The following is a 24385-nucleotide window of genomic DNA, read 5'->3' as shown; positions in this document are numbered from 1 at the left end:
AGATGAAAAAGACACGACGCATCTTATTAGGATTAGCGCTCATCATCGGGTTAAGCGTTGGGGCCGGTTGCCGTTCGACTGCTAGTAAGTCTAAAACGGCCAATGCGTCCCAGTCGGCGACGACTAGGACGGTAACAGATATGGCTGGCACTAAGGTCAAAATACCGACAAAAGTGACGCGGGTTGCTGATCTCTGGCACGCTAATAATCAGGTCGTCTTGTTATTAGGCGGCCAGAAAAAGTTGGTGGCTACCACGCAGATGATCAAGCAGTCACCGTGGTTCAAGACGATTGATCCCGGAATCAGCAGAGTAACTGCGCCGTTTGCGGGTGATGACCTTCAGACAGAAGAATTGTTGAAAGCCAAGCCGGACGTTGTGATTGCAGCGGATACTGCTCAGGTCAAACAGGCGCGGAAAGCGAAGATCCCAACCATTAATGCAATGTATCAGACTTTTGCAGGCTTACGGCAATCCGTGAACTTAACTGCTCAAGTCTTGGGTGGTACAGCACCAAAGATTGCAAAAGCTTATCAAAAAACGCTGACAACCAACCTTAATGACGTTAAGAACCGGCTCAAAGATGCGACGTTCAAGCCTAAAGTGCTGCATTTCGTGAACGCCACGAATTTAAATCAAGTGGACGGTACTGGGACGATCGTGAACGAGTGGATCAAAGCAGCCGGTGGTCAAAACGCTTTGAAGCAAAAGGGCAATATGATCTCGGTCACGACCGAAACATTGGCTAAGTCCGATCCTGATGTCATTATTGTTGGGAGCGCAACGACGGCTGAAGCCAGAGCGGCATTGAAGAAGAACGCCGTCTTGAGCAAATTGACCGCTGTCAAAAAGAATCGGGTGTACGGTAACCCTCAGGGAACGTTCCCCTGGGATCGCTACAGTGCTGAGGAAGCTTTACAGGTGTTGTGGGCAGCTAAAAAATTACACCCGGATCAGTTCCAAGATTTGAATATGGTCGCGAAAACCAAAGCTTTCTATCAGCAGTTTTATCATTATCAGTTAAGTACGGCGCAAGCTAACCGGTTATTGAATGGTGCCTCGTCGCCTAAATAACTGCTGGTTAAACTGGTCAGCGTGCACGTTTAAAAAGCTAGTCGAGAAATTATTATTAATTTCTCGACTAGCTTTTTTGGTGTGGACGCTGATGCTGCCATGGTTTGTGATGACGGCTAAAACTCGCAAATCGTGCGGCCCAGTTCTGGGACGTATAGTAGTCGGAGTTTTGTTTGGTAAGTGGCTCGTAAGCGTGGTTCGGTCAGCAGCTCGATGCCACCGTAATCGAAGTGTCCGCTGGCACCGAATAACCCGACTCGCTGTTTTAAAATTAGTGCGTGGTTTGGGTTATGCGTGGTTAAAATGACCGCAATATTCTGGCCTGCGAGTTGTTGGACGAGGCTTAAAAGTTGCTGTTGACGGCCAAAATCAAGGGCCGCAGTTGGCTCATCTAAAATAATCAATTCGGGTTCTTGCATCAAGGCACGCGCAATTGTGACCAGTTGGGCTTGGCCGCCACTTAACGTGTTGATGGTGCGCGCCGTTAATTCACTGAGCTGCAACGTTTTCAGAATGCGGTCTGCCAGGGCAACATCGGTCGCACCCGGGGACTGAGCAAAGTTTAAGTAGGGGGTGCGTCCGGTCAATAAGTAGTCACGGACGCTCAAACTAGTCGTTGTTGGAATCGTCTGGGGCACGTAAGCGATGATCCGCGCCCGTTGTTTGGGCGTTAGTGTAGCTAATGGTTGGCCGTTCAAAGTGAGTGTCCCGGCTGTCGGTGTGAGTAATCCTAACAGACACTTTAACAGTGTCGATTTGCCGATACCGTTGGGGCCAAGCAAAGTCAATATTTCGCCGTGGTGCAACTGTAACTGTAAATCGGTAAAGAGGTCGGTCTGTTGTGGATAGTGAAAAGCCAAATGTTCAGCTGATAAAAGTGCGGTCATAGTGCCACCTTCTTTGATAACAGAATTGCAATAAAAATCGGTGTGCCGATGAAGCCCGTCAGAATGCTTAATGGAATTTCACCAGCGGATAAGGTACGCGCGAGAGTGTCCACAACTAGTAGAAAGATTGCGCCGATTAGACCGGACAGGGGTAGCGACCACTTGGTGTTTTCGCCTATAATAATCCGCGCCATATGGGGGACAATCAAACCAATCCAACCGATAGTGCCACTCAAGCACACGGCGCTAGCAGTCAACATCGTGGCACTAAGAATTACTAGACCGCGTTCCAAGCGGACGTTAATTCCTTGGGCAAAAGCCACTTGGTTGCCCAGGGCTAAGACGGTTAAGCGCCAGCGCATAATTAGTAAGATTACCATGCCAACGATGAGCAACGGCAAAACGGCCCCGAGACTATTGAGGTTTACTTTTGCTAAGCTACCAAGCTGCCAGTAAACGATGTCTTGTAATTGTGACTCCGGGTCAGCTAAGTATTTCAGTAGGCCTAGAATTGCCTGCATCAACCCACTGATGACGATACCAGCTAAGACTAAGGCTAGTGTGCTCGATTGATGGATCAGACGGGGAATCCCGACACTTAATAAGACGGCGATTAGTCCGAGAGCGAACGCTAAAATCTGTGTGCCAACGGTGTGCCAACCTAACAGAATCGCTAATGCTGCGCCAACCGCCGCCCCATTTGAAACACCCAGCAGATCAGGCGAAACTAAGGGATTTTGAAAAATACTCTGATAGGCAGTCCCCGAGATAGCGAGAGCGGCCCCAATTGCGGCCGCGGCCAAGATTCGTGGTAAGCGCAGACTGAAAACGATATTATGAATGACCGGACTAACGGATGCCTGACCGGTGAGTGTGGCGATAAGCTCGCTGAGGCTTAATTGGTAACGGCCTAGAGAAAGTGCCACTAGCATTAACCCAATCAACGCAAGGGTCGTCAGTAATAAAATGCCATAACCGCGCCGACGTGTTTTAATCATTGGCTAGACCCCCAGTTGTGTAGCCGTTTTAATCAGGCTAGTCGTGAAGTCGTCGAGCCGTTGTTCGTCGGCGTCTTCGGGATGAAGATCGATAAACAGGGGTTGGACGCCCCGCGTAGCACCAGTTGTTTCAAGCTGGTGGTCAAATTCGACCACGGCCTTGCAATAATCCTCAGCGTACCAACGATCGCCTGATCCTGCGACACCAAAAACAGTTCCGCTGAGATTGACATCTTGGAGATCATCAAAGAAGTCGAGGCCTTCTTCCGGTAAGTCGCCCTCGCCATATGTATAAGGTACGATTACGATTAAATCGGCTACGGGCAGGTCAAAGGCGTCCACCTGACCAATCTCAGTAAAATTAGTATCAACGTGGTGCTCACGAAGCTGATTTTGAATAATTTCTGCAATCTCTTCATTATTACCAGTTAACGAAGCATAAATAATTTCAGCTTTCATGTAAATAACACTCCTTTATTTTTATGACGTTATGATGGTTGGTGGGCCGCGGTGGCCATAGATTTAAGCTGAACCCCACGCCTTAATGCCATATTGTTGAAACGTGTCTGGGTCATATTGAGACTTGCGGTTAGCTACACTATGATACTAAGCTAACGCCCAGTCTCGACCCGTCTAAACCTCACACGCTTGTCACACAACTAGAACTTTTCTCATCACGACAAAGCTAACGAACGTTTGCCCAACTTAGCGCGTGTAATCGACAACTCAATAACTGTTAACTATATGATAACATTCTCACGAATTGACCATTATTAGGGATTTGACTAATTAAATTTAAAAGCAGGCTCTGACATAATAGAAGGGTAGGACGAATCGGTCAAAAGGAGGGGTGCGCCATGGCGATGATCAAATTGTCTGCGACGCCATTGGATGTGAATGCGTTGTATCAAGTATTGAAGGCACCGGAATATGGCGGCATTGTCACGTTTGTAGGCACTGTTCGCCAGTGGACGGGCCCAATCGAAACGCAATCAATCGATTATTCGGCGTATGCGGAGATGGCCATCAGTCAACTTAACAAATTAGCAGCGCCCATTGAAGCTAAAGGCGCCCGCGTGGTGATCGTGCACCAAATTGGGCATCTGGATCTGATGGATGAAGCGGTCTTTGTTGGTGTCGCGGCAGCGCACCGTGCTGAGGCCTTCGAATGGTGCCAATACTTAATTGATACACTGAAAAAGGAAGTCCCGATTTGGAAGAAAGAATTTGATACCGACAAGGTTCGTTGGGGGGATTAAAGATGGAACTAACGATTAAGTTGTTTGCAATGCTAGCGGAACAAATCGGGCCAACGGTCACGGTGACCGTATCAACGCCGGCGACCGCGGCCATGGTCAAGCCAGCTTTGAGCCAACGAACGCCAGCGCTTAAAGCTGTAATCAATAATGCGCGGATCGCGGTTAATCAAGAATTCATCGCTGATGACCGGCAAGTTTTACAATCGACTGATGAGATTGCACTAATTCCGCCGGTCAGTGGGGGTTAAATAGCGGCGTTAGATCTAATGATGAAGGAGGAGCGCGAATAGTATGGAAAAATTATATGACAGTTATGATCGCTTGCATGATTACGTGCGGTTATCGATTACGGATCGTTGTAATTTGCGGTGTGTATATTGTATGCCGAAAGAGGGGCTACCGTTTTTCCCAACGGATCGGGTCCTGTCACAGGATGAAATTGTCCAATTGATCGAGAATTTTGCGGCCATGGGAGTGTCTAAGGTCCGAATCACTGGTGGCGAACCACTGCTACGGACCGATGTGGTCGAAATTGTTCGGCGTATCAAGGCGGTCGACGGGATTAACGATGTTTCAATCACAACTAATGGGCTATTTTTGGCGAAATTAGCTAAGCCACTGAAAGAAGCCGGATTGGACCGGTTGAATATTAGTCTGGATACGTTTAAAGCGGATCGGTACAAAAAAATTACGCGGGGCGGTAATATTCAACAGGTTTTAGATGGAATCGCCGTGGCTAGTAAGTTACATTTCAAAAAGATCAAGTTGAACATTGTTTTGATCAAGGGGCAAAATGATGACGAAGTCCTAGATTTCTTACATTACACCAAGGACCACGATGTTAATGCGCGCTTCATTGAGTTTATGCCGATTGGGAATTCATTAAAGACCTGGCAAAAAGAATACGTGGGTTTAAAAAACGTCTTTGATACTTGTAAAGACAACGGCTTAGCCTACCATCCAATCGTTTTGCGTGGTAACGGACCGTCTGATAATTATCAAATTGAAGGTTATGAGGGAAGTTTCGGTCTTATTCATCCAATCAGTTCTAAGTTTTGTGAAAACTGTAATCGATTACGAATTACTGCTGACGGGTACGTCAAAGCATGCTTGTATTGGAACGAAGAAATCGATATCCGGTCGGCCATTGGTGATCCGGTGGCATTCCGCAAACTTATTCAAAAGGCGTTAGATAATAAGCCGCTCAATCATGAAATGGCCATGTCCGAAACTGACCGCATCATTGATAAAGCCCCAACGTGGCGGCATATGAGTCAGATTGGAGGATAAGAAAATGACTGTTGAAGATGCTCAAACAAGTACGCGTTGGCGGGCCTATTTAGCGTTAGGCTTGGCAACGGTGGCGATGATCGTTTGCTTTATGTCATGGTCAAACTTTGCACCATTAGCGGGAGAGCTCGCAATCAAGTTTCACTTGAGTGTGTCGCAACGGACGCTGCTACTAGCAACGCCAGTACTACTCGGGTCAATCATGCGAATTCCAGTCGGAATTTTGAGTGATCGGTATGGTGGTAAAAAGGTTTATCTGATCCTGATGGCCTTCATTTTGATCCCACTGTTGATGATTACGAAGGTACACACGTACGGTATGTTGTTAGTCGCAGCGTTACTCGTTGGGATGGCCGGAACGTCTTTTGCTGTCGGGGTTTCGTATGCCTCAGTCTGGTTTCCGCCTGAAAAGCAAGGACTAGCATTAGGAATCGTCAGCATGGGGAACATGGGGAATGCGGTCGCTGCGTTGACGTTGCCATCCATATCGACCTCGTATGGGTTTAACATGGTTTACTATTTCCTGATGGTATTAACGGTCATTTTGGCTGTCCTGTTCGCCATCTTTTGTCGCGAAATGCCGGTTGATAAGACGAAAACTGTGACGGGCGCATTGGCTGTCGCAAAGGAAAGTAGTACTTGGTACTTGTCATTATTTTATTTTCTAACGTTTGGTCTGTTTGTCTCATTCACTAATTTGACACCATTGTTCTTGGAAGATATTTTCCGTGTGCCACAAGTAACAGCAGGCTTATACGCTGCCTTATTTGCTGGCCTTTGTACCGTTGTTCGACCAATTGGGGGAGCGGCGGCCGATAAGTGGCGACCGATGCAGATGTTACAGTGGATCTTTATCGGCATTACCGTCTTTGCCGTGATTATTACGTTGACCTTTAGCAACCAGTCGCTGTTTATCTTTGGTATTGTTGGTGCCGGATTGATTGCCGGCTTCGGTAACGGGGTCATCTTTAAGATGGTGCCGTATGTATCACAAGGAAATACTGGTGCGGTCACCGGTTTTGTCGGCGCTTTGGGTGGCCTGGGCGGTTTCTTCCCACCACTATTAGTGGGGTGGATTCATACTTGGACGGGAAGTTATCGGCTTGGTATCGTGCTCTTAGCCCTCACGGGATTAGTTTGTTGGTATGCCCTTTGGCGCCGGTTTATTCATGGTGACGTCCACATTGTTAAATAATTGTAATCGATTACAATTTAACGTTAATTATTAGTGATTGGCATAAAATGCCTTATAAAAATGGTATAATTAAACGAATAATAGTTAGAAGGAGTGTGGCAGAATGGCAGATGGAATTGGTGAAGGCGCCGAATTTTCACCCATTGAAGATGCAGTGATGAAGTCGTTGGAGGATGTCATTGACCCCGAGTTGGGTATTGATATGGTTAATCTTGGGTTAATCTATGATATCCATGTCGATGACGATGGCAACTGTGTTGTCACAATGACGTTGACAACCATGGGCTGCCCACTGGGTAACTTGTTAGCTGATCAGATTAATCGGGCAGTGACTAGTGTCGACGGGGTCACTGGATGCGAAATTGATTTAGTTTGGGAACCAGCCTGGGACATGAGCAAAATGAGCCGCTTTGCTAAGGTAGCGCTCGGCATTCATGGTTAACCAGTAATTCGGTAAGGGGTTGCGCGCGAATGGATATTAAAAAGTTTGTGGCTCGTCGTAAAGCCCTACAAATTTCACAAATTAAATTATCGGCCGGTATTTGTACCCAGGCCACGCTCAGCAAGTTCGAACGGCGCGGTCGCGTGCCATCGCTGGCTATCTTAGAACAGTTATGTGCCCGCCTGGGGTTGACTGTTGATGAGCTAAACGAGGACCAAGCGAGTTCGGTGACCCAAATGCGGCAAGAATTGGACCATATTGAACGTCAGCTGATGATGGAGGATTATCAAGTGGTGCTGCAAGCTTTGAATCGGATTGCAGTCAGCGAAATTGCGGCGGTTCCGTTACGGATGCAATATTATTATTTGAGTGGGCTACTGAAATCATTGATCAATGGTGCCGTGAGTGATGTTTGCTTTGACTTCGATCAAATCTTAGATGATTTGGACCAGGCGCATGAAACGGTATTTACCCCGCTGGCCTATGTCGGCTTGGGGGTCATGTATAGTCGATTGTCAGAATTGGCGAAGGCCCAATTTTACTTTGAAAAGGTCCATCAAGCAGTCAAGCAGGCTTTGGTCAATGGTGATGACCAGGACTATTTACGGCTACTGACGATGATTTTTTATACGGCTGAATACGAAGCGACTCGCGAAGATTTTACCACTAGCAACGGGCTAATCAATGATGGTGTCTCACTTTGTTCAGAGCAGCATGTCACCTACTATTTACCACGACTGAAATATTTGGCGACGGCTAATGCCATTCAACAGTGCCAACCTGACGAGCAGATTCAACAACTTTTAAGTGAAACAGTTGCGTTTGCACGGATCAACCACAATCAAGTTGTGGAGGTCAAGGCTGCGGCCCTGCGGCGACGTTATTTGCAAGCACGCAAGCATGCCTAGGCCGATATAGTTGAACCACCATCATCTCGTTAACATGAATTTGAATATTTTTAAACGACCATTTCTCAGTAGAATGAGGGATGGTCGTTTTGGTGTCATAATTCACCTATGCGCGGCATCCATAATGACAGTGGCGTCAAAAAAGTGTCGCTGTATTGAGCGACACTTTGGAATGGTACAATCCAATTGTGATGATGGAATTAATGCGGTTGTGCCGTAGCGGCGGCTAGACGGGTAAGTGCCTGTTCGACACGCTTTTGTAAGTCAGTTGGTAGCTGTTGACTGTCTAAGCGCGCTTGGTCGACTAATTCATTAGCCATCGTTAATGCGGGTGCAACCCCAATCATCAAGACCCGTTGCTGGGTTGCGACAAATTGGTCGGCCGTTGGTTTATGGGCTTGATGGAAGAAATCATAAAAATAGCCCGGATCGTTTTCGAAACCGAACAGGAGTGGCAGTGGATAGTTTCCCATCAAGAGGCGTTCACGAAAATCCGCAATCTGTCGGGTCACCTGGACGTCAGTCAGAATGGTGAGTACGATGCCGACTGATTCCCCAATTGCGCGTGCAAGGCCACAGATAGCCGGGTCAAGGCCAGCCAAGCTAGTAGCTAAGTAGCCACTCAGACTGGTTAATTTGGCTGGCCGATCCTTCGTATCCTTCAGAAAATCCGCAATCCGCTCTCGTTGATTAAAGTTCAACCGGAGTCGATTGAGATTCGCTAACGGTAATGATTGTGCCGCTGTTAAGAGTTCGTGTCGATTGGCAGGCGGCAGCATGGTCGTGTGACTGACCGTCCGAATAAATTGTTGGAGTAAGTACTGACTAGCGTATGCGTGCGCTTTACTCAGAGCTAAATCATTAATCGTGGGTGTGGGCGCAAAACTTGGCGTATCTAAAGTTGAGACCATCGCTAGTGCTTCGACAAGCGGTGTCATCGTCGCGGGCCGCCCCGGAATTCCAAAGAGTGTATACACGGCCTGTCGCTGGTGACGTGCGACCGGGTCCGCTGAATCGAGTAGTGCACGGACGGGCGCCGGAATCTGTTTAATGAATTGTTGAAAGTCGTCTTCTAGGGCGACGTCGTAATCAAGTAACATCCTTATCGCTCCCGTTAGTTTTGAAATTGGTCAACTTCACGTGCCAGTTGTTCAGCAATCGGCACAAAAATGTCGCTGAAGTATTTGTCCATATCAAGTTTAGTGGTTGCATCTTCAACAGCTGCTTGTGCACGTTGGTAGGCATCATTACGCATGTTGATAATTAATAACTTCTTTTGATGATGGAGATGCCTGGTGAGTTTTTTACCGTTTGCAATATCGCGATATTTCTCAATAAAATAGTAAAGCGTCTCGTAAAATGTATTGTCGAGCACCCAAAATAACGTGTTGCGGGAGACTTTATCGTTCATGACCTGAGCGAATAAATCGTCACCTAACAATTCATTCTTGACGAATGCGGCTGACGACAGAACGATTGCTTGAATTTCGTGCATATCGGCCATAAAGGTGCTGAAGTGGGTGAGATCAGTATCCTTTAAGTCGAAGCCAAGTTTGGCTTTGCGTGTCGGCGCATCCATCAGTTTGAAGTTGTCTTGATACTCGCGTTGAATATCAGCGCTGTCACTAATCAGGTCGCGTTCGATCCCAACCAGTAGTGTTTGATTGGCTTGAAGATCAGCTTTAACGACGGTCCAAATAGCCGCAAAATGAGTGTTGAAGTTATCAAACAAGTTTTGGGTGGTGCCGACGATCTGTTTTTGGATTTGCCCTTTTTCGGTGTGGGGCGCAAATTGAACGACTAGTGGAATGGCATCATCATCGGTGGTGAGTCCGGCTTGTTCGCGGCGTTTTGTTTCGTATGCTTTTAATTCATCGAGGCTCAATAGTCCGAGCGGCATGACGTTGATTTCTCCGTTGGTCGTCATGATTTGTAGTGAGAAGGGTGTATCAGCATGTTGATTCATTGTGAATGATTTCAACGTTTCGCTGAGTTTACTCCGAGTACCGAGTTCGTCTTCGGGGTCCGCATAGAAGCCGGACGTGTAAATTGCGATATTATCATACTTCGCGTTTAACTTTTCTTGGATATCCATGGGAGCCTCCTATGCTTGTGGTCTGGTAGGTGCGTTGGCATCATCAGTTGCCACAGTATCATCGACAGTCGTAAGGGCTTGCAATTTGTCAGTGCCGGCGTCTGTCAAGGTTGCTTTCGTGAGGTCGATGCTTGCGAGCGTGTGACTATAATTATCATCGAGTTGTGCGTCATTTAGGTAACCGCGTTCAACTGCCACTGATACCGTCTGATACAACATGGAATTCGGATTGACCTGTCTTCCTTGGTGAAACCGATGGGTCGCAACATCGCGTAAAATTCCTAATAGTTCTTCATCTTGACTAACATTATGTGCCATTGTGTCAAACTCCTTCCAAGTGCTTTTATCATTAGTTTACCGGAAGAGTAGGGTGCTGGGTATTGGGGAAATGACTATATTACGAGATGTTGATAAATGCTCCGGCTAGCCGAATCGGTGGTGGCAAAAGGTTGGTGTGGTGGACACAAAAAAACGAATCGGGCGGCCGCCGCGATTCGTTAATAGGCCGTGGTAGTTTAAGTCGCTACCAGCTGGGAGATGTGAGCTTGCGCTAAGGTTACGTTTAATTAGCCTATTACAGTCTTCAGTGCTGAGTTTCGATAGCTCCAGTTGCGGGAAACTGTCAATACGGTATCCTAGAAGTCAATCAGGTGGTGGTGGATGGCGTACCGGATTAAATCAGCGCGATTATTTAACGCTAGTTTGCGCATGATGTTGGCTTTGTGGGCTTCGACTGTTTTAGTTGAAATGAATAGCTTAGCTGCGATTTCTTTGTTGGAGTAGCCGAGTGCCACTAAAGGGAAGACTTCCCGTTCGCGTTTTGAAAGACCGTTATATCCGGTGAGGTTGGTGTCAACGCCATTTGAATTGATCTGTTGAACGTCGGATTTAGTTATCACGATGTTGGTGTCGACGTATTCTTCGCCGTTCGCGACTGTTTTCAAGGCTTTCAATAATTCATCGTCAGAAGAACTCTTCATAATGTATGACATGGCACCATTATGTAGCGCTTTATTGATATATTCTTGTTCTTCATGCATTGAAAGAATCAGGATACGAACATCTGGAAAGTGTTCGTGGATTCGCTGAGTTGTTATGAGACCGCTTTCGCCAGGAGGCATACTTAAATCCATGACAAGAATATCTACGTCACCCTGTTCAACGCGCAAGTAGGTTGACGTTCCGTCTGCAGCTTCATCAATGACCTCAAAATTGGGTTGTTGGTTAATTAAGTATGCTAACCCTGAGCGAACAACCGCGTGATCATCCGCAATTAAGACGTGATACATCGTAAACAACTCCTCTAATTATAATATCTAAGTTAAGGTGTTAACGTCATCGGAAACTTGGCAGTAACACTGGTGCCGGCCCCGGGCTGTGAATGGAGCGTAAAAGTACCATTAAGTGCTTTGACCCGTTCATTCATATTTAACAGGCCTAGTGAGTGACCATTGAAGGTAGCTTGATCTGGAACGTTAAAACCCTGACCGTCATCGATGATCTCCAAAGTAATGTAATGACTATGTGCAACTAGTAAGAGATTGATTTCGTTGGCGTGGGCGTGCTTGAGCGCGTTATTAATTGATTCTTGACCGATGCGATAGAGCACGTTTTGCACGTCTGTGGCAAGTTGTGTTGGTTCGTCGTTACCGGTTACCGTAATCGTTACACCGGAATTGGCTTGCAAACGTTTAGCCAAAGCCCGTAACGCAGCTAGCAAACCAAAATTATCAAGTACTGAGGGGCGAATGTCGAGTGCCATGCCCTTAACTTCGGTTAACGTGTCCTCTAATTGGGTTTCAATCACGTGAGTCAACGCACTGATTTCATCAGGATTGGCATGTTCAGCGTTGATTCGGCGAACACCCATGATGGCAGAATAAATACCTTGAGCGATACTGTCATGAAGATCGGCAGAGATTTTTTTGCGTTCTTCTTCATGGGCTCGGTTAACATAGGCGTTTAACTGGCGCTGCTGGGCAAGTTGATCCATACGCTTAATGGTGCCGCGATTTTTGAGTGTTAACGAGAAGATACGTTCGTCAGTGTTGATGACGTGATAGATTAAAAAGTAAGTGAGCGGGTGTGGTTTATCCTTAGCCAGTGTAATCGGAATTGAAATTTCCGGCATTAAGTTACGAATGACGCAGTCAAAACAATCGTCAGTTGTATTGAATTTTTGCTGGACCGCATTGTCCGCGATTTGAACCAAATAATTAGCATCAAAGTTGAGTTCGGCTTGTAAATCACGTGCTAATTGATTACTGATGACTAACTGATCGTCCTTAAAAATCAACACCGCATCGGTTGCTTCTGAAAAATATTGTTGAATCCAGTGATTTGATTCTAGCAAAAAGTCGGCCTCCCTTCGCCGAATTAAAAAGTGGCCAGATAATGGGAGAGCCGACTGATGGTTTGGTCGGATACAGTTTGCGTTGAACGATAACCGGCGAGCAAAACTCCGGTGACGAGCCGAAATTCGGTTGTCACAATCGGAATTGCTGCTGCACTAGTTAAACATTCTGCTTGAGCAATTGGCGTATACAGAACATCAGTATAGGTCGCATTTTGCAACGCATTATTCCAAAAAGGTTTGCCAGTTCGTACCACTAGCCCGGCAATGCCGATGCCACTACGCAAAATAATCTTTCGAAATTGCTCACCCCGATTACCGGCAACGTATTGCCAGGTGATTTGATGGGGAGCTTGGTTGGCTTGTAACGCCACGCCGACAAAGTCAAAATCGCTAGTTTGGTAGAGCTGATCAACTAAATGTTGGTAGTTACGTTGATTGGCATTTTCAGCTAAGGTCACTTTTTATTCCTCCTTTATCATACCATGATTGTAACGGTCTGAGGCCAATTTACACATTTTAATTTTACAGTGTCATATATAATTAGAATATTCTATGATTCACGATATTGGTCTGCCACGTCGAGTTTGAAGTTGGAATTTACGAATTGATGGTAATGTTCATAGTCTTGACGGACTGCCCGAATCTGCATATCAAGTTTATCTAGTTTATCATCTTTTTCAAGTGAGCGCATTTCTTCATTGACTGAACTAACTTCGTTTTCCAGCATTGTTTGCCGGAGTCCGAGGTCAGTCAGTGCAATTTGCAATAATTTCTGGAAATCACGTTCGTTCATTTCTGCTTTACTTAGCATTGGTAAGTGCCTCCATATTGTTTAGATTAGTAAATGCTTGGCTATCTGGAAAAGTCACCGGCAGTCCCTGACATGTCGTCTTGATAAAGTGGCTAACTCGTAAATCGCCTAGCAATAAATGAGCGCGTACCATGTCCTGACTGGCTTGCACATGACTTACCAAGTAATGATCCTGTGTTGGTGTCGTTGCGTAACAATCTGTTTGGGTGACCAAGGTCGTTAAAATGGTGGTAGTGATTAATGGATAATCAACTGCCAATAACAAGTAATCAGTCAGTTCTGGTGAATAATTAGTGGCTGCAAAAATACCGCTGAGGGGACCTTGGCGCTCAAAAGGAACTTGATCGGTCACGACGATAACGTTTGAACTGGTTTGGAACTGCTCGGTCAAGTTAGCCACGTTTTGCTGACTAGCACTGACAATGACTTGCTCACATAGCAGTTGTAACTTGGTGACGGCGAGGCCAACGTTATTGAGCGGCTGGCCGGGTAACTGGACTTGGGCTTTGTCGCGGCCAAAACGCTTCGACTGCCCGCCAGCGAGGACGATTCCCAACATGTTCAGGACTTCTTTCTCAAGATTTCGGGGTACTAGGATAGACAAAGTGACCACTTTTGCCGCCGTCTTTTTCTACGAGGTGAATGTTGTTGATCAGCATGCCGCGGTCGATAGCTTTGCACATATCATAAATCGTGAGCAAGGTCACTTGAACAGCAAGTAAGGCCTCGATTTCAACACCGGTGACATGCTTAGTTTTGACGAGTGCGTCGACGGTGATCGTATCTTGACCGTTGTCAGTAAAATGAATATCAACACCGGTCAGTGGAATCAGGTGACACATTGGAATTAAACTGCTCGTTTGTTTTGCCGCCATGATACCAGCGACTTGAGCGACGGCCAACACGTCGCCTTTTTTGATTTGACCATCGTGAATGCGTTGCAGGGTGGCCGGGTGCATGGTGATCTGACCAGTGGCCGTGGCCACACGGTGGGTGACGGCTTTGTCGGTTACGTCGACCATTTTGGCCCGGTTTTGATCGTTAAAGTGAGTAAGTTGATCAGTCATTAGTTGTCGCAGCTCCTTTAAAGTAAGTTTGTACAAACCAGTTGCAAATTGCCGTCTTCCCGACCAACGTTGCGTCAGGATGGCAAGTCAGACTGGCAAAGACTTGGATATTTGTAAATTGTTGAAAGTCGATCGCGTGATCGTCGGATCGTAACAGCGCTATTTTCGGATAGGGTGCGTGTTTAAAACCCTCCAACAAGATCACGTCCGTACTCGTCGGTAACAGTGCAATCAGCCTGCTGACAGGGACAGGCTGTACGGTTGTTTGATGGCAAAAAATCCCATTGGCGGACTGCAGGATGACCTCCTGAGCACCGGCGTGGCTGAATTGTGCCGTGTCGGTACCGGGCGTATCCATCGTACTCGCGTGAGCGTCGTGTTTGAGGACGCTCACGTGTAAGTGGCGATCAGTCAGCAGTCTGACCAACTCAGTCGTGATGAGTGTCTTGCCACTCTTTTTGTAGCCAATTATTTGAAAGGTAAGAGCCATGTTTCCACCTCGGCATTGAGTTCAATCGGACGATTACTGTGCGGAATTTTAATCAAACACGTGGTTGTTTGTAAATTACTTAAGGCACCTGAGCGGTCGGGACCATTCGGATACGTCGCGTACTGCCCGTGATCTTCTGTAAATGTGGCTCGAAGGATCCGGTCGAAGCCGTTGGTCTTATGGTAAGGTGCTGCCAAACGTGACTGGACCTTTTTGATGCGACTCGGCTGATGGACGAATCGGCGTAAAAGGGGCTCAACGTATAGGTAGAAAGCCGTAAAGCAAGCGCCCGGGTTACCTGACAAGGCCATGACGAGCGTGTTATCCTGAACAAACGCCGTAGTGACACTACCCGGCCGTTGCTTGATTTTATTGAATAAGAGCTCATCGGCTTGCCGCGCAGTATCGCCAATAAAATCGTAGTCACCAACTGAGACACCGCCGTCAGTAATGACGATATCATTTTCAGCAATCGCTTTAGTTAGGGACGCTTGCAATAGCGCGTTGTCGTCAACTAATTGTTCAACGTTGGTGACCACGCCACCATTTTCGCGGACGAGGTACGGGATCTGCACGCCGTTACTATTATAAATTTTGCCTTCTTGGACAGGTTCACCCGGGGCCATCAGTTCGCTACCAGTCGTGATGACGGCGACGCGAGGCTGCCGGTAGACGGTGACTGTCTGGACGCCTAGTGCGGTCAAACCGGCTAGGCCGCCTGGATTAAGTTCGGTGTCCTTTTCAATCAAAACATCGGCAGTTTGATATTCTTCACCAATTTCAGTGATGTTAGAATGCTTTTCGGGAACCACGATGTTGATGCGGTTGTCAGCCAGTTCGCGTGTCTTTTCGAGCATCACGACGACGCCAGCATCGCTTGGAACGTCCGCACCCGTCATGATCCGTACGGCTTCATCTTTGCCAAGGGGTTGATGAAAAGTTGATCCAGCTGGGATATTACCGACGACCTTGAATTCGTGAGGGTAGTCATGGTCGTCTTCGTGACGAATAGCGAACCCATCAACTCCTGAGCGTCGAAAGTGGGGGTACGCGAATGGTGCGGTGACCGTTTCGGCTAGAACCCGGTGATTCGCGTCGGTGACGGGGATTGTTTCCGTTTTCGTTGGTAGCGCAACTTGGTTGATTTTATCCTGGGCTTCGGTAATTGAGATGGGATATCTTCTAGTTAACATAGGCAAATTACTCCTTTGGGTTATTTATGACGTTCAAATAGTAAGTGTTCAAATTCTGGTAAGATCAGACGGTCAAGGGCCGTTTGGCAGGCGTTGGTTGAGCCTGGTAAGCAGTAACAGAGCTGGTTACGATTATTAAAGCCCGCTTCAGCCTTGGATGCCAGGGCGCGGGTGCCGATTTCCGCAAAAGATAGTTCACGGAAGGCTTCCCCAAAACCAGGAATCATGGTTGGCAATAAGGGCGTCAGTGCTGTAATGGTCACATCGCGTTGCGCAATGCCGGTGCCGCCGTTGGTGATAATCAGGTCTGGCCCCAGTTGTTCGAAGGTTAGAAACTGTTGCTGAATATCAACGATATCATCGATAACGACGTGTCGCGCCATTACGGTGACCCCGTGATGTTGTAGCCGTTCGGCAATTAGTTTTCCGGATTTATCAGTGTTTAGATCACGCGTATCACTGACTGTTAAAATACAAGCACGACTCATTTGATAGGGACCTCCAATACGGATTTTAGATGTAATTGTAAGCGGTTAAATGTTGCGGTGGCCGCATTCAGATCGGGAATGTTATACAACATGACTTTGCCATTCTTGAAGATACTGATTGGTCGATCTTCCCACTTGAAACTAATAAAGCTGGCGTAACTTTTAATACTGAACTGGCGGTCAAGCAGCCAGTCAGTAATAGCTGCTAAGTTCGGTTTCTGAGTGAACCGGGCCTGATAAGTCGCGGTGCCACAGAGTACCTGAACGGGATTAGTTATTGGTGCTGTGGTCAAGTCCCAGTTGGTGCGTTGGCACGTTGGACAGTTGGGATTCTTACGCACGTGAAAAGTTTGCTGCGATAGCTGCCAGTTATCGATCGTGGTCAGTTGTTCAAAGTCAACGCTAGTGGGTACGACCAAGTAATGGAGGGCTAGTGAGACTTGTAAGCCAGCTATAATCGGAACGAGGGCGGTATTGACGCCGAGTAAGTCGCAGTCCGTTTGTTGTAGCGCTTCAAGGTTGGGGTAGACGCAGTTTAAGCAGGCGTGCTGCCAGGCACGGATGGGCATCACTGTCCCAAATGTTCCGGCACAACTGGCGAAGATATAGTCGAAGCGTTCAACGAGTGCCGCACGGTTGATCAGAATCCGAGTGCCATAGTTATCCAAACAATCCAAGACTAAGTCGAACGTTAAGGTTTGTAACAGGTCGTCATCTAAGGCGGCGGGGTAGGCCGTAATCTCGACATGGTGATTGATGGCCTGTAAGTGATTTTTAGCTGCATCGACCTTCAAGGCCTGATCGCGAACGTCTGCTTCGGTGAACAAAGCTTGGCGTTGTAAGTTGGTCAGTGATACCGTATCTGGATCGACGAGAATCAAGTGGCCCACGCCGGCACGAACGAGCTGTTCGGCAGCATAACTGCCAAGCGCGCCGACGCCGACGATTAAAATCGTGGCAGCGTTGATCCGGCGTTGACCGTCGTGACCAATCACCGTGACGCGTTCTTGGCGGTCGTAACGATTAAGCATGTGCTCATCTTCTTTCATATTAAATTGGTGTGTTGTGCCTCGCTATTTCGCCTAGTCACTACCAGGTATGGCAGTGAAACATGGGCCAAATGATGCGTGACAAATTAGTCACGTCAACTTAAAAAATATAGGTGTTTCCCTAGTCGAAGTATAACAAAACGCCTGCTACCATAGATATTAGGGAAATGGCTTACTTTTAATTGGAGCCGTTTAATTGTGATAAAGGAGGTCTTATCGGTGAAAAAATCCCGTTTCTTTAAAAATGTCGAAAAGTTCAACGGTACGTTCACTCAGCTGGAAGAAAATAGCCGGCGATGGGAACGCTTGTATCGTGAGCGTTGGTCCCATGACAAAGTCGTTCGTACGACGCACGGGGTCAATTGTACGGGTTCGTGTAGCTGGAACGTGTACGTTAAACAAGGCATTATCACTTGGGAACATCAAGCAACTGATTATCCAGAATGCGGCGCAAACATGCCGGGCTACGAGCCCCGGGGGTGTCCACGGGGGGCGAGCTTTTCGTGGTATGAATACAGCCCAGTGCGGATCAAGTATCCATATATTCGCGGAAAGCTCTGGCAACTGTGGACTGAGGCCAAGCAGACGCATGATAATCCGTTAGCAGCTTGGGCTAGTATTGTCGAGGACCCAGCTAAAACTAAAATTTATAAATCGGCGCGGGGCCATGGTGGCATGGTTCGGGTTCACCGACCAGAGGCACTCGAATTGATTTCAGCCATGTTACTCTATACGATCAAAACATATGGCCCAGACCGGCTGGCCGGCTTTACGCCGATTCCGGCCATGTCGATGATTAGTTATGCTTCGGGTGCCCGCTTTATGTCGCTACTCGGTGGTGAGATGTTGAGCTTTTATGACTGGTATGCGGATTTGCCACCGGCTTCACCACAAATTTGGGGTGAGCAGACCGATGTTCCTGAATCAGCGGACTGGTATAACAGTCAGTATATTATGATGTGGGGCTCCAACGTGCCATTGACGCGGACACCGGATGCGCACTTTATGACTGAAGCGCGGTATCACGGCGCTAAGATTGTCGCGGTCAGTCCGGACTACGCTGAAAATGTCAAGTTTGCGGACAACTGGTTAGCCCCGCATCCGGGCTCAGATGCCGCCTTGGCACAAGGAATGACCCACGTTATTTTGCAAGAGTTTTATCAGAATAAACAGACGCCTGAATTTTTGAACTATGCCAAACAGTATACGGATTTACCATTCATGGTCATCTTGAAGCCGAGTGCGGCTAATTCAAATGATTATACGTCCGGGCGTTTCATGCGGATCTCTGATTTACAAGGTACCGACACGGTCGCCAATGCCGAATGGAAACCGGTCGTCTATGATCGCAATCAAGCTAAGGTCGTGGTTCCCAATGGGACGATCGGTCAGCGTTGGGAAGCCGGTCAGCAGTGGAATTTGACACTCAAAGACGCTGATGGTCAGGCAATTGATCCGCAGTTGAATATTACGGCGGAACAACAAGTCACGATTGACTTTCCAACCTTCGACGCCGACGGAAACGGGGTTCTCAAACGACACGTGCCAGTGCAAACGGTTACTTTTGCGGATGGTAGTAAACAGTTGGTGACGACCGTTTACGAGCTGATGTTGGCCCAGTATGGGATTGATCAAGGCAGCCATGATCAATTGGCTGCCAGTGGTTATGATGATGCTAATAGTCGTTATACACCAGCTTGGCAAGAGACGGTGACGGGTGTTAAAGCTAGTCTAGTCGTTCAAATTGCCCGTGAATTCGCTCAAAATGCGCTGGATACTGGTGGCAAGACAATGGTCATCATGGGCGCCGGTATCAATCATTGGTTCAATTCCGATATGACCTATCGTTCAATTATCAATAACTTGATGTTGTGCGGCTGTGAAGGGGTATCCGGTGGTGGCTGGGCCCACTATGTTGGTCAAGAAAAGTTGCGGCCACAAGAAGGCTGGGGCGCCATTGCATTTGCCAATGACTGGCAAGCTGGCGGTGCCCGCCAACAAAACGGGACCTCGTTTTTCTACTTCGCATCCGATCAGTGGAAATATGATGAATTGGATAATGAAGCGCAGAAGTCACCCGTTAGTGCGTCCAAGCATGCTTATGAACACGCGGCTGATTATAACCAGTTGGCAATTCGACTGGGTTGGCTGCCATCCTATCCACAATTTGATCGTAGTTCGTTAGCCTTTGCTAAGGAATATCAATCGACAGATATCAATGAAATTTCACAACACGTCGTCGATGAACTCAAGAGCGGTCAGTTACACTTTGCTGCTGAGAATCCAGACGCCAACCAGAATCAACCCAAGGGTCTCTTTATTTGGCGTTCGAACCTCTTCACATCGTCTGGTAAGGGGCAAGAATACTTTATGAAACATTTGTTGGGCGCTGAAAATGGCCTGTTAGCGAAGTCTAATAGCCGTTGTCAACCTGAAGAAATGGTTTGGAATGATGATACGGTCACTGGCAAATTAGATTTGGTCATCGATATGGACTTCCGGATGGTGGCGACACCGATGTATTCAGACGTGGTCTTACCAGCTGCAACGTGGTATGAAAAGGCTGACTTATCCTCAACTGATATGCATCCGTTTATCCACCCGTTCAACGCAGCAATTAATCCGATGTGGGAATCCAAGAGTGACTGGCAACAATTTAAGACCCTGGCGAAGACTTTCTCAACGATGGCTAAAAAGTATTATCCAGAACCGCAGTATGATTTAAAGACGCAACCGCTCGGCCACGATTCCAAGGGCGAAATTAGTCAGCCACTGGGTGAAATTCGTGATTGGAAGAAGGGGGAAATCGACGCGATTCCTGGACAGACCATGCCCGCTTTGTCGTTAATCAAACGGGATTACACTCAGGTTTATGACAAGTACATTGCGTTAGGACCGAACGCGCGTGGTAAGGAAGGTGGCCTGGGCTTCAGTTATGATGTCACGACTGAATACGATGAGCTTAAGGATATTTTAGGGGTGTATGATCGCGGTGTGAATGCTGGTTGCCCAAAGTTAGATCAAGATAAACGCGTTGTCGATGCCATCTTGCACATCTCGAGCACGTCCAACGGGCACGTTGCCAAAAAGGCTTGGGCTAACGCGGAAACGGTCACTGGCCGGTCTTTGAGTGATATCAGTGCTGGTCGCACTGAAGAACAAATGTCCTTCAAGAGTATTACGGTTCAACCGGCGGAGGCGATTCCAACGCCAATTTTCACTTCGGCCAAGCATGATGGTGATCGTTACTCGCCATTTACCGTCAATATTGAACGGCTAGTGCCATTTCGGACTTTGACTGGCCGGCAACAGTTCTACCTGGATCATGAAATCTTCCAGGAATACGGGGAAAGTTTGGCCAATTATAAGCCAACACTGCCACCACAAGTTATGGCACCTGGTGATACGGAAATCGCACCGGCCGATAATGAACTGACATTGCGGTACATGACGCCACATGGTAAGTGGAATATCCACACGATGTATTATGACAATCTTGAAATGTTGACGTTATTCCGGGGCGGGCCGAATGTTTGGCTCAGTCCAGTTGACGCTGATAAAGCCGGCATCAAAGATAACGATTGGTTGGAAATCTACAACCGTAACGGGGTCGTGACTGCCCGGGCGGTTGTTTCCCATCGGATGCCAGCGGGGGCCATGTACATGTATCATGCGCAAGACATGGAAATCCAAGAACCGTTGTCAACGATTACAGGTAATCGGGGTGGCTCGCACAATGCGCCAACCCAAATTCATGTGAAACCAACCCAAATGGTCGGTGGTTATGGTCAGTTGAGTTATGGTTTCAATTATTATGGCCCAATCGGTAATCAACGGGACCTGTACGTGAACGTACGGAAGTTAAAGAAGGTGAACTGGAATGAAGATTAAAGCACAAATTGGGATGGTCTTAAACCTTGATAAGTGTATTGGTTGCCATACCTGTTCGGTCACTTGTAAAAATACTTGGACCAATCGTCCTGGGGCAGAATACATGTGGTTTAACAATGTCGAGACCAAACCCGGTGTCGGCTACCCGAAACGCTGGGAAGATGAAGATCACTATAAAGGTGGTTGGGAGTTGAACAGTAAAGGTAAACTTCAACTCCGAGCAGGTAATAAGGTCAATAAGATCGCACTCGGAAAGATTTTTTATCAACCTGATATGCCAGAATTGGACGACTATTATGAACCATGGACGTATGATTACCAAACCTTATTCGGACCTGAAAAGGCCCATCAACCAGTTGCACGCGCGACGTCGCAGATTACTGGATTAAAGATGGATCTCAAGACGGGCCCCAACTGGGATGATGATTTAGCAGGATCACCTGAATATTTCAAAGCGGACCCAAACATGGAAAAGATAGAGACCGATATCAAAGCGAACTTTGAACAGGCCTTCATGATGTACCTCCCACGTCTATGTGAACATTGCTTGAACGCACCATGCGTGGCGTCATGTCCTTCTGGGGCGATGTATAAGCGTGATGAAGACGGTATCGTCTTGGTTGATCAAGAACGGTGCCGCGGCTGGCGTTTTTGTATGACGGGTTGCCCTTATAAGAAGGTCTACTTCAACTGGAAGACCCATAAGGCTGAAAAATGCACGTTCTGTTATCCACGGATCGAAGAAGGTGAACCGACTGTCTGTGCCGAGACTTGTGTCGGTCGGATCCGGTATATCGGCGCCATGTTATATGACGCTGATCGGGTCGAAGAAGCGGCCGAAACGCCTGAGGAAGGCCAATTATACCAAGCACAGTTAGATTTGTTCTTGGACCCCAATGATCCAGACATCATTGAACAAGCGTTGGCGGATGGTATCTCTGAAGAAATGTTGGAAGCTGCTCAGAATTCGCCGATTTACCGGATGGCCGTCGAAGAAAAGATCGCCTTTCCGCTTCATCCTGAATATCGGACGATGCCCATGGTTTGGTACATCCCACCATTGTCACCAGTCATGAATTATTTTGAGGGCCGCGATTCGATCAAGGATCCTGAGATGATTTTCCCAGGAATCGATGAGATGCGCATTCCAGTTGATTATTTGGCTAGTTTACTTACGGGTGGCAACGTCCCGGCAATCAAGGGTGCCCTCTACAAGTTAGCCATGATGCGGCTGTACATGCGGGCTAAGACCGGTGGCAAGGACTTCGACGCGGCTAAATTACAACGCGTTGGCTTGACTGAGAACACGGCGACATCACTTTATCGCTTGCTGGCGATTGCCAAGTACGAAGACCGTTTTGTGATTCCACAAAATCACAAAGAACAAGTGGAAGATGCCCAGAGTGAACAGGGCGGCTTAGGTTATGACGAATGTGCTGGCTGCGCGTTAGCACCACAGCATGGCAGTATGTTCAAGAAAGCCGAAGCTGGTGAATCGACCAATCAAATTTACGCAGAAAGTTTCTACGGGGGGATTTGGCGTGATTAATTTTAAACAATTAACAACGATGCAACCCACGCTAGTCACTTTGTCGCGGTTGATCGACTATCCTGATGAGATGACGTTCGCTACGGCTACCCGTCAGAATATCGTAACGGGCTATCCGGCGACTGTTCAAAAAGCCAAATTGTTGGCGGCATTCGATGAACTAGCCGCCCAACCGTTATTAGCGCAACAGGCCCACTATGCTGGCTTATTTGAGATGAACAAGCGCTACACCCTCTATATGAGTTTTTACAAGATGACGGATTCCCGGGAACGGGGGACCATTTTGGCGAAGCTCAAGATGATGTATGAAATGTTTGGGCTGACGACGGTTAGTAGTGAGTTAGCGGACTTCCTGCCGCTACTGCTGGAATTTCTAGCGTATGGCCACTTTGCGGACGATCCGCGACAACAGGATATCAAGCTGGCTTTTCAAGTTATTGAAGATGGCACCTATACGATGTTACAAAATGCAACGGCCGAATTGGATGATCCATACTTTCGGTTGTTACAAGTCGTACGGGCGGAATTACGGACGTGTGTGGAAACGGGGGTCGCGGCATCATGAAAGATTTCTTTTCCGTAGTACTGTGGGTGATCTACCCGTATGCCATGTTATTATCGTTCTTCGTGGGGACGTTTGTGCGGCTGAAATTTTATCCGGCTAGCGTCACGGCAGTTTCCAGTGAAATGCTGGAGAAGAAAAAACTGATGATTGGGGCCATCACTTTCCACGTTGGGATCATTTTAGCCTTTTTTGGGCATATCTTAGGGATTCTGATTCCGAAAGCTTTTACGGACTTTTTGGGAATTTCAGATGAGATGTACCATATGTTCGGTTCCTTAATGATGGGGACTGGGGCCGGAGTTTTGGCCCTTGCCGGGATGATTATCCTGACGTACCGGCGGTTTACCAATGTACGGGTGTTTGTCACCAGTTCTTGGAGCGATTTAATGGTCAACGTGGCATTGTTGATTACGATCATTTTAGGATTGGCTTCAACACTATCCGGTCCTTTACATCCGGCGTTTGACTACCGGACAACACTCTCAGTGTGGGCGCGCTCATTGTTCTATCTCCAACCAAAGTGGTGGTTGATGGCTACAGTGCCGTGGATTTACAAGACGCATGTTATTTGCGGCTTAGCAATTTTCGGCTTTTTCCCATACACGCGGCTGATTCACGCGATTGCAATTCCTTACCAGTACTTCTATCGGCGTTACATCGTTTATCGGCGGCGGCCACGAGTTTAGTGAATCGTTGCGAACTTTAAGCAAAAATGGTTTTTACGGCACGGATGGGTGCGGTAAAGGCCATTTTTTAGTTGCGCCGATTTGTCCTGGTCA

At 47.5% G+C, this 24385-nt stretch carries 27 protein-coding genes; 11 read left to right on the top strand and 16 right to left on the bottom strand.

Annotated elements, in window-relative coordinates:
- The first annotated feature begins 2 nt into the window (after positions 1–2).
- Positions 3–1073 (top strand): ABC transporter substrate-binding protein, encoded by a 1071-nt coding sequence (locus MMY95_RS04260; RefSeq protein ID WP_104795670.1) that lies wholly within the window; start codon positions 3–5, stop codon positions 1071–1073.
- 116 nt (positions 1074–1189) lie between these two features.
- Here MMY95_RS04260 and MMY95_RS04255 read toward each other — a convergent pair whose 3' ends face one another.
- The 3 genes from MMY95_RS04255 to MMY95_RS04245 are packed head-to-tail and all read right to left on the bottom strand — an operon-like array spanning position 1190 to position 3417.
- Positions 1190–1960, bottom strand: a complete 771-nt coding sequence (locus MMY95_RS04255; protein ID WP_015825473.1) for an ABC transporter ATP-binding protein — start codon at positions 1958–1960, stop codon at positions 1190–1192.
- Complete coding sequence (locus MMY95_RS04250; protein ID WP_015825474.1) at positions 1957–2958, bottom strand: iron ABC transporter permease; 1002 nt, start codon at positions 2956–2958, stop codon at positions 1957–1959. The genes MMY95_RS04255 and MMY95_RS04250 overlap by 4 nt, the downstream gene beginning before the upstream one ends.
- Positions 2959–2961: 3 nt before the next feature.
- A complete protein-coding gene (locus MMY95_RS04245; protein WP_053267643.1) occupies positions 2962–3417 on the bottom strand; it encodes a flavodoxin in 456 nt (151 codons plus the stop codon).
- A 398-nt stretch (positions 3418–3815) separates the two neighbouring features.
- On the opposite strand from MMY95_RS04245, the gene MMY95_RS04240 reads away from it, so the two are divergent.
- From MMY95_RS04240 to MMY95_RS04215, 6 genes are all read left to right on the top strand, one after another.
- On the top strand, positions 3816–4217 hold the full coding sequence (locus MMY95_RS04240) for a molybdenum cofactor biosynthesis protein MoaE (RefSeq protein WP_241277514.1): 402 nt from the start codon (positions 3816–3818) through the stop codon (positions 4215–4217).
- 2 nt (positions 4218–4219) lie between these two features.
- Positions 4220–4465, top strand: a complete 246-nt coding sequence (locus tag MMY95_RS04235; RefSeq protein WP_011101425.1) for a MoaD/ThiS family protein — start codon at positions 4220–4222, stop codon at positions 4463–4465.
- Between the two features lie 43 nt (positions 4466–4508).
- Positions 4509–5507 carry a GTP 3',8-cyclase MoaA gene (gene moaA, locus MMY95_RS04230; RefSeq protein ID WP_011101426.1) on the top strand — a complete coding sequence of 333 codons (999 nt, stop codon included), beginning with the start codon at positions 4509–4511 and terminating at the stop codon, positions 5505–5507.
- 4 nt (positions 5508–5511) lie between these two features.
- A complete protein-coding gene (locus MMY95_RS04225; protein ID WP_021355909.1) occupies positions 5512–6702 on the top strand; it encodes a NarK/NasA family nitrate transporter in 1191 nt (396 codons plus the stop codon).
- A 103-nt stretch (positions 6703–6805) separates the two neighbouring features.
- Positions 6806–7144: a metal-sulfur cluster assembly factor gene (locus MMY95_RS04220; RefSeq protein ID WP_011101428.1), complete on the top strand. Its 339-nt coding sequence runs from the start codon at positions 6806–6808 to the stop codon at positions 7142–7144.
- Between the two features lie 29 nt (positions 7145–7173).
- Positions 7174–8052: a helix-turn-helix transcriptional regulator gene (locus MMY95_RS04215; protein WP_053267644.1), complete on the top strand. Its 879-nt coding sequence runs from the start codon at positions 7174–7176 to the stop codon at positions 8050–8052.
- Positions 8053–8252: 200 nt separating this feature from the next.
- On the opposite strand, the gene MMY95_RS04210 is transcribed toward MMY95_RS04215, so the two are convergent.
- The 13 genes from MMY95_RS04210 to MMY95_RS04150 form a co-directional block, all read right to left on the bottom strand.
- Positions 8253–9152: a hypothetical protein gene (locus tag MMY95_RS04210; protein WP_053267645.1), complete on the bottom strand. Its 900-nt coding sequence runs from the start codon at positions 9150–9152 to the stop codon at positions 8253–8255.
- A gap of 14 nt (positions 9153–9166) precedes the next feature.
- A complete protein-coding gene (locus tag MMY95_RS04205; RefSeq protein WP_011101431.1) occupies positions 9167–10147 on the bottom strand; it encodes a hypothetical protein in 981 nt (326 codons plus the stop codon).
- A 9-nt stretch (positions 10148–10156) separates the two neighbouring features.
- Positions 10157–10465: a hypothetical protein gene (locus MMY95_RS04200; protein WP_011101432.1), complete on the bottom strand. Its 309-nt coding sequence runs from the start codon at positions 10463–10465 to the stop codon at positions 10157–10159.
- A gap of 317 nt (positions 10466–10782) precedes the next feature.
- Positions 10783–11436 (bottom strand): response regulator transcription factor, encoded by a 654-nt coding sequence (locus tag MMY95_RS04195; protein WP_011101433.1) that lies wholly within the window; start codon positions 11434–11436, stop codon positions 10783–10785.
- Between the two features lie 32 nt (positions 11437–11468).
- Positions 11469–12500 (bottom strand): sensor histidine kinase, encoded by a 1032-nt coding sequence (locus MMY95_RS04190; RefSeq protein ID WP_053267647.1) that lies wholly within the window; start codon positions 12498–12500, stop codon positions 11469–11471.
- Positions 12501–12523: 23 nt separating this feature from the next.
- Positions 12524–12961, bottom strand: a complete 438-nt coding sequence (locus MMY95_RS04185; RefSeq protein WP_011101435.1) for a GAF domain-containing protein — start codon at positions 12959–12961, stop codon at positions 12524–12526.
- Between the two features lie 92 nt (positions 12962–13053).
- Entirely contained in the window at positions 13054–13314 is a 261-nt protein-coding gene (locus tag MMY95_RS04180) for a hypothetical protein (protein WP_011101436.1), read from the bottom strand.
- Positions 13304–13918, bottom strand: coding sequence for a molybdenum cofactor guanylyltransferase (locus MMY95_RS04175; protein WP_236719444.1), 615 nt, complete (start codon positions 13916–13918; stop codon positions 13304–13306). Before MMY95_RS04175 ends, MMY95_RS04180 begins: the two co-directional genes overlap by 11 nt.
- Positions 13890–14381: a cyclic pyranopterin monophosphate synthase MoaC gene (moaC, locus tag MMY95_RS04170; RefSeq protein WP_011101438.1), complete on the bottom strand. Its 492-nt coding sequence runs from the start codon at positions 14379–14381 to the stop codon at positions 13890–13892. The genes MMY95_RS04175 and moaC overlap by 29 nt, the downstream gene beginning before the upstream one ends.
- Positions 14374–14871 (bottom strand): molybdopterin-guanine dinucleotide biosynthesis protein B, encoded by a 498-nt coding sequence (mobB, locus tag MMY95_RS04165; protein ID WP_011101439.1) that lies wholly within the window; start codon positions 14869–14871, stop codon positions 14374–14376. The genes moaC and mobB overlap by 8 nt, the downstream gene beginning before the upstream one ends.
- On the bottom strand, positions 14850–16064 hold the full coding sequence (locus MMY95_RS04160; protein WP_053267649.1) for a molybdopterin molybdotransferase MoeA: 1215 nt from the start codon (positions 16062–16064) through the stop codon (positions 14850–14852). Before MMY95_RS04160 ends, mobB begins: the two co-directional genes overlap by 22 nt.
- A 20-nt stretch (positions 16065–16084) precedes the next feature.
- Positions 16085–16552, bottom strand: a complete 468-nt coding sequence (locus MMY95_RS04155) for a MogA/MoaB family molybdenum cofactor biosynthesis protein (protein WP_011101441.1) — start codon at positions 16550–16552, stop codon at positions 16085–16087.
- A complete protein-coding gene (locus tag MMY95_RS04150) occupies positions 16549–17601 on the bottom strand; it encodes a HesA/MoeB/ThiF family protein (protein WP_238352299.1) in 1053 nt (350 codons plus the stop codon). The genes MMY95_RS04155 and MMY95_RS04150 overlap by 4 nt, the downstream gene beginning before the upstream one ends.
- Positions 17602–17820: 219 nt before the next feature.
- Between MMY95_RS04150 and MMY95_RS04145 the strand changes: the two genes are divergently transcribed.
- The 4 genes from MMY95_RS04145 to narI are packed head-to-tail and all read left to right on the top strand — an operon-like array spanning position 17821 to position 24292.
- On the top strand, positions 17821–21492 hold the full coding sequence (locus MMY95_RS04145; RefSeq protein ID WP_241277513.1) for a nitrate reductase subunit alpha: 3672 nt from the start codon (positions 17821–17823) through the stop codon (positions 21490–21492).
- On the top strand, positions 21482–23041 hold the full coding sequence (gene narH, locus MMY95_RS04140) for a nitrate reductase subunit beta (protein WP_027822355.1): 1560 nt from the start codon (positions 21482–21484) through the stop codon (positions 23039–23041). The genes MMY95_RS04145 and narH overlap by 11 nt, the downstream gene beginning before the upstream one ends.
- Positions 23034–23606, top strand: a complete 573-nt coding sequence (gene narJ / locus MMY95_RS04135; RefSeq protein ID WP_015825482.1) for a nitrate reductase molybdenum cofactor assembly chaperone — start codon at positions 23034–23036, stop codon at positions 23604–23606. Before narH ends, narJ begins: the two co-directional genes overlap by 8 nt.
- A complete protein-coding gene (narI, locus tag MMY95_RS04130; protein ID WP_021356451.1) occupies positions 23603–24292 on the top strand; it encodes a respiratory nitrate reductase subunit gamma in 690 nt (229 codons plus the stop codon). Before narJ ends, narI begins: the two co-directional genes overlap by 4 nt.
- The last annotated feature ends 93 nt before the right edge of the window (positions 24293–24385 follow it).

The sequence above is a fragment of the Lactiplantibacillus sp. ME-2 genome (genome assembly GCF_022549155.1).
GTDB classification, from domain to species: domain Bacteria; phylum Bacillota; class Bacilli; order Lactobacillales; family Lactobacillaceae; genus Lactiplantibacillus; species Lactiplantibacillus plantarum.
The sequence above is the reverse complement of the archived record's forward strand: the minus strand, read 5'-3'. Positions and strand labels throughout refer to the sequence as shown.